11 protein-coding genes are annotated in these 10,647 nt (G+C 45.3%); 7 read left to right on the top strand and 4 right to left on the bottom strand.

What is annotated here, in order from left to right; genetic code table 11:
- Window positions 1-137 precede the first annotated feature (137 nt).
- Together BACCOPRO_RS18390 and BACCOPRO_RS18385 are read right to left on the bottom strand one after the other, a co-directional pair.
- On the bottom strand, window positions 138-551 hold the full coding sequence (locus BACCOPRO_RS18390) for an MATE family efflux transporter (protein ID WP_246497804.1): 414 nt from the start codon (window positions 549-551) through the stop codon (window positions 138-140).
- An 8-nt stretch (window positions 552-559) separates the two neighbouring features.
- Window positions 560-988, bottom strand: coding sequence for an MATE family efflux transporter (locus tag BACCOPRO_RS18385; protein ID WP_008139734.1), 429 nt, complete (start codon window positions 986-988; stop codon window positions 560-562).
- Window positions 989-1,909: 921 nt separating this feature from the next.
- Between BACCOPRO_RS18385 and BACCOPRO_RS00150 the strand changes: the two genes are divergently transcribed.
- Window positions 1,910-3,190 carry an AAA family ATPase gene (locus BACCOPRO_RS00150; RefSeq protein ID WP_008139731.1) on the top strand — a complete coding sequence of 427 codons (1,281 nt, stop codon included), beginning with the start codon at window positions 1,910-1,912 and terminating at the stop codon, window positions 3,188-3,190.
- 10 nt (window positions 3,191-3,200) lie between these two features.
- Window positions 3,201-4,082, top strand: coding sequence for an RloB family protein (locus tag BACCOPRO_RS00145; RefSeq protein ID WP_162231603.1), 882 nt, complete (start codon window positions 3,201-3,203; stop codon window positions 4,080-4,082).
- Window positions 4,083-4,170: 88 nt separating this feature from the next.
- On the opposite strand, the gene BACCOPRO_RS00140 is transcribed toward BACCOPRO_RS00145, so the two are convergent.
- Entirely contained in the window at window positions 4,171-4,713 is a 543-nt protein-coding gene (locus tag BACCOPRO_RS00140) for a helix-turn-helix domain-containing protein (RefSeq protein ID WP_050765237.1), read from the bottom strand.
- Between the two features lie 97 nt (window positions 4,714-4,810).
- Here BACCOPRO_RS00140 and BACCOPRO_RS00135 point away from each other — a divergent pair, with 97 nt between their 5' ends.
- The 5 genes from BACCOPRO_RS00135 to BACCOPRO_RS00120 all read left to right on the top strand — a co-directional run bounded on the left by BACCOPRO_RS00135 (window position 4,811) and on the right by BACCOPRO_RS00120 (window position 10,125).
- Window positions 4,811-5,002 (top strand): hypothetical protein, encoded by a 192-nt coding sequence (locus BACCOPRO_RS00135; RefSeq protein WP_008139725.1) that lies wholly within the window; start codon window positions 4,811-4,813, stop codon window positions 5,000-5,002.
- A gap of 19 nt (window positions 5,003-5,021) precedes the next feature.
- A complete protein-coding gene (locus tag BACCOPRO_RS00130) occupies window positions 5,022-5,375 on the top strand; it encodes a hypothetical protein (RefSeq protein WP_008139723.1) in 354 nt (117 codons plus the stop codon).
- A 191-nt stretch (window positions 5,376-5,566) separates the two neighbouring features.
- Window positions 5,567-5,770, top strand: a complete 204-nt coding sequence (locus tag BACCOPRO_RS17325; RefSeq protein WP_081446901.1) for a hypothetical protein — start codon at window positions 5,567-5,569, stop codon at window positions 5,768-5,770.
- Window positions 5,767-9,051, top strand: coding sequence for a DNA primase (locus BACCOPRO_RS00125; RefSeq protein ID WP_008139721.1), 3,285 nt, complete (start codon window positions 5,767-5,769; stop codon window positions 9,049-9,051). The genes BACCOPRO_RS17325 and BACCOPRO_RS00125 overlap by 4 nt, the downstream gene beginning before the upstream one ends.
- 180 nt (window positions 9,052-9,231) lie before the next feature.
- Entirely contained in the window at window positions 9,232-10,125 is an 894-nt protein-coding gene (locus BACCOPRO_RS00120) for an Abi family protein (RefSeq protein ID WP_040310994.1), read from the top strand.
- Window positions 10,126-10,324: 199 nt separating this feature from the next.
- Here BACCOPRO_RS00120 and BACCOPRO_RS00115 read toward each other — a convergent pair.
- A partial coding sequence (locus BACCOPRO_RS00115) for an SLOG family protein (protein ID WP_008139719.1) occupies window positions 10,325-10,647 on the bottom strand: 323 nt, incomplete at its 5' end.

Below are 10,647 nucleotides of genomic sequence, written 5' to 3'. Positions count from 1 at the left end.
TGCAGATATAATTAATAATCCATTTTTTCTATATTGGTTTGAGGATTGTTGATACATCCCCAAAGGTAATTCGAGGCATAAGAAATCTTACTTTTCTATAAATAAAACGGTTCATGCATCACATAACATTGAAACTTTTAATAGTTCATTTTCTTGAGATATAAAACGGAAAGAACTCCTAATAATATCACATATAAATATTCTGCTGTCCAATATATAGAAAGTGATGTGCTGAAATTGCTTATCGTCCATAAATAAATCTGGTAGGCTATAATGGTTACAGTCTGAAAAATGAAGGTTGTACGTGTGGCACCTGTTCCGGTGACAGCATTCATATATACATAACCAGGTAAGGCAAAGGCATAATTCAAAAGAGCTACTGTAAATGGCAGCTGTGCTATTTGTATCAGGCTTTCATTATCCGAATAAATATTGAAAAGTGGATTGAAACAGATTATAGAAAAGATAATAAGTGGGAATCCCACGGCATATCCCAAACGGATAACCCGGTTGCATAACGAGAAAATCTGATTCTTTTGTCCTGCCCCCAACAGATTACTTACCAATGAGCCGGTTGTTGCTGCCAATGAATTGACAATAACAAAAATAAGGTAGATATGCTACGTATTACATTTGTCGCTGCCAGTTCCAACTCTCCCAAATGTTCAATGGCTACGAAGAAGGCAAACCATGAAGCTACACCAATAAACGGATTGAACATGCTCCAGATGGATATTCGGCAAACGTGATGGAATATGTTTTTATTAAACTGCCAGTTCAGACCATAAACCTTTCTGTCCATTTTTCGTAAAATATGGATAGACAATATTATCAATGAGCATAATTCTGCAAATGAAGATGCCTGTTTGTCTGTAACAAATTTGTCTGTCTTAATATATCCTGATTTTGAACGATGAAGTACCCGAATGTACACTTGGTAAAAGCCATCAGCTCGCTTATACCTTACAATAGTCTTAAATGTTGCCATACCTTATTGATTTACAGTTGTTTTACTTTTGTAAGTTCTTTGTAAGCATACCCTCTCAGTTTAGTAAGCTATTTGTAAGCAAGTACCGTTTATTTGACTCATTTTTTGCGGACAAATGCACGAACGCCTAAAAACAACTTAGGCTGTAATGTCTGAAAAACAGTCCATTACAGCCTAAATCAATGATTATCTTATACTATTTATGCTTCCTCAATAGCAGCCTGCGCCACTCTAAAACGCATCTGATAATCACTAACTTACTGATTTAGTGTATGTATAGTGTATGCGTTTAGCGTTCACTGTGTACGAAATGCCGTTTTTTGAGGATTTATTCCTCAACGGCAGCTTGGGCCTCTGTAAAACGCATCTGATAATCACCAATTTACTGATTTAGTGTATGTATAGTGTATGCGTTTTTCGTTCACTTCGCTCTAAAATCGGCTAAAATTCAGAATTCTACAACTGCAGCGTGGACGGCAGCAATTGAATGCTGTATATCAGACCATACAGTAGCTGGTGTATGTGAAGTGTATGCACTTCAACCACAACCTCGTCTGAATTGTGACCTTTTTAGTGTACACACAAATGAGCACAGTCTTTTTTCTTGTTTCAAGCGTAATGACTGGATGGCAACATCACCAATCACTACTTCACTGATTGTTTAATAATATTACTTCTGTTTTCGATTATAACTATCAGCTTTTGATACACACCTTGTATCACCTACAAAGTTAATCATTAAACATTAAACATCCCATTTTTTCAGCAGTAAAATAGCGTTTGGCAGATGTTAAAGTTCAAATAGCGGCAAATTCCATCAAATTCGCCCAACCAGTCAGATAAAAACAGCGATAAGGTTGGTGATTCTTGTTTTTAATGCCTATATTTGCAAATATCTTACGAAAATAACGCTATAAAAATATGATTCTACAATTTAAAGTCAAAAACTACCTCTCTATACGGGAAGAACAGACATTGGATTTTACGGCTTCGGCTGACAAGACGTATGAGGAATATGCGGTGGTAAAGATTAAGAACGTGCGTATATCCAAATTGGGAGTGATTTATGGCCCGAATGCCTCGGGAAAGAGCAATCTGCTGAAAGCCTTAGTGTGGCTGGTTTATTACGTTTTGTTGAACCGTCCGCGCAAAAGCACTTCAGGTACGGGACTGACCCCTTTCTTAATGGATGCGGACAGCCGAAACCAACGCTCCTCCTTTACGCTGATATTTTATATCGGTGACATCCGATATGAGTATTTCGTGGAAATGGACGGAATGAGAATCTACAAAGAGGAACTTTATTTCTATCCCAACAGCCGCCGTGCCTTGTTCTTTGAACGCAAGTGGATAGAAGAAAAGGGCAACTCCACTATCTCTTTCGGACCACTGCTGAAACTGACGGCTACGCAAAAACTTTTCGTGGAATCCAACTGCCTGCCCAATATGAGTGTACTGGCCACCTACATGAATGCCAATGTGGAAAGGAATGCGCTGTTCGACAATTTGTGCGCCTATCTGGAAAGAACAATCCTGCCCATGCTCGACAACCGGATGGATTTGGAACAGTTTGCCAATGATGTGGTGCGGCTGGACAGTGAGAGTAAAAAGTTTATCTGTGAAATGCTGAACAAGGCGGACTTCAACATTTCGGACTTATATATCAAGGAAGAAAAAGGAGAAGTGGCAGCAGAAACACTGGAAAAAGTCAGACAGATTGCGCATATTCTCCATTTGCCTGAACCGCAGACCGACAACCTGGCCAAGCAGGAGCTGTTTTTCACACACCAAACTCCTTTCTATACCGGTGACTTATCAAATATGGATGAGTCGGACGGTACCAACCGTATGTACGGACTCTCGGCCTTGCTTTATACCATGGTGAAGAACCAGCAGATTTTGGTATGCGATGAACTGGACAGTTCATTGCACTATGACCTGTTCACCCATATCCTGAAAACCTTCCTGGTCAACTCTGAAAGAGGGCAGCTTATCTTTTCCACGCACAACCTCATGTTGCTGGACGAGGAGTACATCCGCAGGGACATGGTGTATTTTGCCAACAAGAACCAGTCGGGTGCTACGGAAGTCTATCGTGCCAAGGATTTCGGCCTGCATAAGGAAGTCTCCATCCTGAATGCTTACCGCGCAGGCAAACTCGGCGCCAAGCCCAATATGGGCAGCATTTTTCTAAATGACTAAAAGGGAAGGTATGGAACAGATCAGACCATTGGAATATACAATCAAAATCTACGGGGAAGGCTTTACAGAATGGCTCTACTTTGACGGATTGAGAACAAACAACCGATTCCGCTTCTCCATGGTACCCGAGGTACCCAAGAATAGCCGGAGTTCCTACAAGCAGAATCTGAAACTGATTGATAAGGAATTGAAGAAGAAGCCGCAGGAACGGGCAGATGCGTTGTTCCTGGTCATTGATACAGACACGCTGGTCAACAACAAGGAGCAATACAACCTCTATCTGGCGACTAAAGAAAAATACAAGAAGCAGGGAGTTATCTTTATAGAAAGCCATCCCTGTATTGAACTTTGGTTCCTGTATCATCTGGCCGACCGTTTCGCTCGCACCAATTATGAAACCTACGAAGCATTGCGCCCTGCTGTAGAGAAGGTTCTTCCCGGTTATGACAAAACCGCCAGGTACTACCAGAAGAATCAGTTCTTCCGTGAGAATATCCTGATGGATACCACCAAACGGGCACAGGCGATTGACTATGCCATCCGCTCATGTAAATACACACCGGTAGCGAATGAAATTGCCAATTACTCGGAAATATTCAAGGCAATCCACTTCTTTCGTTTGTTGCAGAAATTCGTGGAGATCCGGACGATGCTGGCAGAACATCTGAGAAGACCCATCTATCTTTCTCATGAAATAGAACAGCACAAGCAACTCCATGTTTATTGGGAGGAAAAAGACAACAAGCAACTCTGTTGCACATTGAAGTACAAAGAAGCAAAATTGTTCTGTTTCTTTGCCGACGGAACCGTCTTCGAAATGAACGACCGCGAGCCCTTGACCCATGCTCCTGAAATAATCAGCCGAATTGAACTGACCATAAACCAACTGTAACAATCGCCAATATGGCATAAAACACCAAACGATGAAAGCTCAGTAACTCAACTGAACTTTCATCGTTTGTTATATAACAGACTTGAGCCTATCTGGCTTCCAAGGCATCAATCTTTTCCTGCATCAAGTCCATCACCTTCTGCATCATATCGATTTTCTCCTGCTTCATGGCGATGATACGTTCCTTGTCCTCCAAGTTGTTATGAAGAGTAGCATTTGACTTTTTCAATGTGTCAAGTTGATTCTGGAGAGAGGCAATCTGTATATTGGCTACAGCTAGGGAAGCATCCACCACTCCATCACCCACATGTGTATTGGTCACATTGCCGTTAAAGGCCACCGCCGCGTTCTTGGCGGAAACCCGTTCATCCTTGTTCGGGCAGAACAACTCAAAGAAATTGAACTCCAAAGCCTCTGATACCTGTACCAACTTGTTGGTCTCCATGGTTTCTCGCTCCAGAATACGATTCACGTGCTGCTGAGGGACATTGATTCGACGTCCGAGTTCCGTTTTGGTTATATCCAATTGCTTGCGGCGATCTTCAATCGCGCTGCCTACATTGATGTGTTTTATTTCAAAAGCCATGTCAAATGTTAAAAAATAGCCGTTAAACAAAATAATATCACCCATTTTGTTGCTTATAAAACATTTATTTGTTTCTTTGCAACTGATTATATTGATAAATACCACTGCAAAGTTAAACATTAATCATTAAATAAACAATATTATGGCTGATTATTTTAATAAAATTCGTCCGGTACTGGAAGCCCTCCAAATTGGAGAGGCTGTTATCTATCCCATCTCACGGATGAAGAGTGTGCGTACGCAAGCCTCTGAACTGGGTGCCATCCACAACCGTCAGTATACAACCAAAACGGACAGGGAAGCCCGGACCATTACAGTGAAGCGAACCAAGTAGCCATTAGCAGTATGAAGATATGAATACACTGCAATTCTCGGATCATCTTGTGTCATACGAGATGTTCATCAAGGACCTGGCATCACAGATTGTCAGATTCCTGAAAGAAGACTCCCATGACCCGGAGTTTATCTCCCAGCGCAAGGCCTTTGAACTGTTTGGTAGAAGGAACATCGAAAGATGGAAAAAGCTTGGGCTGGTAGAGGGATTCAGGAGACCAGGAAGGCTGGAGTACAGGACTGCCGACCTGCGATTCCTGCAGCGCTGTCCGCAAGACTATCTGAAGGTAGCTCCCAAAGAAGTCAGAAAGGTTATGAATGATATGGAAACGAACAAACCTGTTACGCTAACAAACAAGAAAGATAAAGACTAGATTAACTATTTCAGCGGCGATATTTTTCTTTCTGCTTCCTGATATCCGCTGGCTGAACAAAAACGAAAAGGCAGCAGACAATCCAAACAGTAGGTATCATTGACTTCCGCATCAAATGATGCTTTTGGCTTTTCACAGGGGGAAAAACTAAAAACACCTATTTATGGGAATCATAAACGTATTATTGTTTTATGAATGAAACAAGGCCATTGGTAGACCCTTTGGGAGTCTATTCGGTAAAAAGAACTTGCGCTGAACTGGGTGTCAGCTACAAGACGCTCCGCAAATACCGGGTATGCGGGCATATTACACCCGTCAACCCACAGAACACCCGCCGTCTGAAATACTCCGGTCAGTCCATTTTGGACTGCTGGCTTAAACTTCGCACGCTATGATCAGCGAGTCCACCATAGACAAGGTCAGGGAACTACCTATCGAGACCATAGTGGGGCAGTACGTCAAACTGGCCAAGGACGGACGTACCAGCATGAAAGGGCTCTGTCCGTTCCATAGCGAAAACACACCCTCCTTCTCTATCAATCTGAACAAGAACCTCTATCACTGCTTCGGCTGCAACCGGGGCGGTGACGGCATCTCCTTTATTATGGAAAAGGAGAACCTGAACTTTCAGCAGGCGGTCCGCTTGCTAGCCGAGAAGTTCAACATCCTGATGGAGGACGAATACGATGAAGAGCGTACGGATGCCGACAAGGCGAAACAAGCTCACAAGGATTCCCTGTATGCCATACTGGAAAAGGTACAGACCTTCTTTACAGAGAATCTGCGCGTTTCAGCCAATGATGACAGCCGTCATGCCCGGGAGTATGCCTACAACCGATGGCCGGAGAACTTCTGTGCAGAAGCAGGTATCGGTTATGCGCCAAGGGAAAGCCATACGTTCATGGATTTTTGCAAGCAGCAGGGATTGAACGAAGAGTTTCTGATTGAGCTGGGGATGCTCCGGAAAAATGAAGACGATAAGCTCTATCCGATGTTCCGTGAACGTATCATGATTCCAATTCGGAACAAATGGGGACGCATCATCGCTTATACGGCCCGGTATATCGGCACCCATCCCAAAGCGCCCAAATACATCAACTCCGTCACCAGTCTGCTTTACACCAAGGGTGAAACCTTGTTCGGCATTGACCGGGCTTTCCGTTTGCGCAATGCTGCCAACTTCATCATTGTGGAAGGAGCGCCGGATGTGCTGCGTCTCCAGTCCATCGGACTGGAGAATACGGTGGCAACCCTCGGCACGGCCTGGAACGAAAACCAGTTTGAGATATTGAAGCATTACACCAGCTCATTGTGTTTCATTCCCGATACGGATCTGGCCAGAGACAGCCCCTACGGACCCGGCTTCAAGGCGGTTATGGAAAACGGCGCATTGGCCGTACAGAAAGGGTTCACCGTCACCGTCCGAGAACTGCCGTTTGGTTTGAGAAAACTGACGGATGAAGAACTGCTGGAAAAATACGATGGAGCCATACCAAAGGATGCCCAACGGGAGGTGCTTGTAAAAAACGATGCAGACAGCTACATTCACGACATGGACATCTACCGCAACCTAAAGGAAAAATATTTCATTGTCTGGATGGCGGAAAAGCTGTTTGCTCAGGTGGATTCGCTCGCAGAAGAGGGTCAATGCGTCAGCCGGATTGCCGGACTGCTGCGCTATGTAAAGGACCAGATGGTCTATACCCGGTGCATCGAGCAGTTGGGAAAGATCCACGGCAAGACCCGGCTGTGGCGGAGTGCCGTAGAGCAAGTTCGCAACGAATCCAAGAAGAACAGCCGCACACCTACCATGGGCCGGAAGCAGGAAGAGACGGATGCGCTCCGGCAGGTTGGTCTTTTCGTCCGCAACAACTGCTATTTCTGTATGGGAAAAGATGATGAAGACCCCATCCGCCTCTCCAACTTCGTGATGGAACCCCTCTTCCACATCCATGACGAGAGCAACGGTGTCCGCCTGTTCCGACTCACCAATTCATTCCGTGAAACCTGCATGGTGGAATTGAAGGAATCCGACCTGGTGTCCATTGCCAACTTCCAACAGAAGATAGGTTCCTGCGGCAATTTCCTATGGTTAGGAAAGATTGAAAAGCTCAACAATGTCAAGGAGTTTCTTTATGCCCGCACCCGAACTGCCGAACGCATCCGCAAGTTGGGTTGGAACGAAAGCAAGGAGTTCTTCGCCTTCGGTAACGGCATCGTTCAGGACGGCGAGTTCCATGAAGTGGATGACATGGGCATCATCACTGACAACCAGAACAATGCCTACTACATTCCGGCCACATCCAAAATTTACCGCGACAACACGGAAATTTTCCAGTTTGAGCGTCTGATGGTGCATACCAACAAGAGCGGAGCCTTGCTCTACGACTATGTAGAAAAACTGACCACCGTCTTCGGCAACAATGCCCGGGTAGCCTTTGGTTATCTGCTTGCAACCATCTTCCGTGACATCGTGTACCGGAAGACCCGGCATTTCCCCATCCTGAACCTGTTCGGTGAGAAAGGTACAGGTAAGACCACGCTGGCTACCAGTCTGGAGGCTTTCTTCCTGCATGATGTAGAACCGCCCAACATGGGTGTGGCTTCCGTTCCGGCCATGAACGACCGGGTTTCCCAGGCTGTAAACATTCTTGTCGTGTTTGACGAATACAAGAACGACCTCGACATCCGGAAGATTGCCTTTCTCAAGGGACTTTGGGGCGGTGGCGGGCAGACCAAGAAGAACACTCGGACGGACGGTATGGCCACCCAGACCATTGTGACGACCGGAGTGGTCATCTGCGGTCAGGAGAAGCCCACACAGGATATGGCGCTCTATACCCGTGTGCTGTTTCTGGAATATTCCAAGACCAGTTTCAGCATACTGGAAAAGAAGCACTACGAAGAGCTGCAGGCCATCTGTAACTTAGGCTTGACCCATTTGACCCTGGAGATTCTCAAATACCGTGACCTCTTTGAGAAGAACTTCTCTACCCTGTATGGTATCACCAAGAATGAACTGGCCATCCGGATGGAGGATGAACAGATTCATGACCGTATCTTCGGAAACTGGGTGATTCCGCTGGCAGCTTTCCGTACGCTGGAAAGCGTGCTGAACCTGCCGTTCAACTATACCCAGATGCTGGAAACCTGCATCAGCGGCATGCGCAACCAGAATGAACTGGCCAAGGAAAGTTCCGAGGTGGCAGACTTCTGGAACATGCTCCAGGGCTGGCAGAGTATCGGCAAATGCGTGGAGAAGGTACACTTCAACATCCGCTACCTCACCAGGTTCCGTCCGATGCTTACGAACATGGACATCGAGTTCAAGGAGGCCCATCCGATTCTTTACCTGAATATGGCAGCCATCTCCTCGCTGTTCAGCAGCCGGAACTCCACCCAGAACATCACGGCCAACCGCTCATCGTGGTCCACTATTCTCTCTTACCTGAAATCCCATCCGGCATTTCTCGGGTTGAAGCAGGACCGGTTCCACATCATGTTGTCGAACGGTACACCGGACTACATCATCGAAGAGAAGGATGGCAAGGTGTGTCGGCGCATCAGAGCCAACCGACCGAAAGCCATGTGCTTTGATTACCTGCAGCTAAAGGAGATGTTCGGACTGGATTTGGAAACGGTAGCGATAGCGGAAGATAGCGAAGACGATACATGACAACTGACATTTTTAATTCAAGCGATATACTAACATTATTATTCACCCAGAAAAGGCTAATAATCATGCAAAAATGAGCCAAAGAATTTGGTCAGACCAAATAACTTTCTTATCTTTGCATCACAAGAACCCGCCAAGCCTCTTCACAATGCTTAAATCGGCGGGTCGTTTTTTTTATATATGAGATACACCAAGCAATACTCATCACCATCCGAACTTTTAACTATACTGAAAAGCAGAGGATTAGATTGTTCTGAAACGATGAATGCCGAGCAGGTTTTAAGGTCTATAGGCTATTACCGCTTGTCAGGATATTTATACCCGTTCTTGGAAATTCCCAAAACCAACCATATTTATAAGAGAGGCAGCACTTTGAATGGTGCATTAAGCCTCTATGAATTTGACCGGGAGTTTCGCTTACTTGTTTTTAATCAAATCGAACGCATAGAAATTGCAGTCCGCAGTGCCATCACCAACATCCTGTGTGCAGAAACCAATGATGTGTTCTGGATTTCATCCCCATCGTATTTTGCCAATACAGAAAAGTTCAATAGAACCAAGGCACTCATTGATAAAGAACTGCAGACCAGCCGAGAGGATTTCATCAGCCATTTCAAGCGCACCTATGATGAACCCTATCCACCTTCCTGGATGTTGGCTGAGATTATACCCTTGGGAACGCTGACACGAGTTTATGAAAACATCGCCAGCAACCAGCTTCGGAAGAAGATTGCAAAGTACTTCGGGTTGTCGGTCCCCGTTTTCGTATCATGGATGACCATCATTACTTTGACGCGTAACTCCTGCTGTCATCATGCCCGTCTGTGGAATCGCTCTTTGTCGTTGCGTGCCCTAACCATGACCAGACCAATGCGCCCATGGCTTACAGGTGAGGTACAGCAGGGACGTGTATTCTTTACACTTTGTATTCTGAAGCACTTTATGGATATTATCCGCCCAGACAATGATTTTAAAATCCGGCTCGTGGCGTTGTTGGAAAAATATCCGATGATTGATATTTCTGCAATGGGATTTCCTGAGAATTGGAAAAGCCAGCCTGTTTGGGCTGATTAACAGCCTATATCCTTAATCGAGGCTTAATCCGGCTGATTTTTCTTCCAAACAATCTTTCTGGAAGAAACTTCCCAGGGTACGAACGCAAAAATATTTGCGTTCAACCATCAAAAACAGCCTATTTTCACGCAAAACGGGAAGCTGGACGCAAATATTTTTGCGTTTAGCTTCCCGTTGCTCGTTTATCGAAAGCAGTCATCTAATACACATTGACGACAGGCATCCGCTTCTCCCTTGCCTTGCGACAGGTGTAGGCAGTACCGCCCTTCGGCTTGCCGTCAAAGTAAGCAATCACACTGCCGGAATGCGACAGCATGTAGTCGTTCCGCTTGAAATAGCATCCGTTGAAATAGTCTTCACTCAGATGCACCACATCGTCTGCCTTGGAAAGGATATAGGCATACCGCTGCTGCTCCACCATCGACCACGAAGCGCTCTGTCCCTTGAAGGGAACGACTGCTACCAGTTTCAGCATGGGGATGCTCAACTTGAGGGAAAGGACTTCCTCCGCTGCCAGCATAT

Origin of the sequence: Phocaeicola coprophilus DSM 18228 = JCM 13818, assembly GCF_000157915.1 — a bacterium.
Classification (GTDB): domain Bacteria; phylum Bacteroidota; class Bacteroidia; order Bacteroidales; family Bacteroidaceae; genus Phocaeicola; species Phocaeicola coprophilus.
This window is presented reverse-complemented; position numbering and strand designations above follow the sequence as displayed.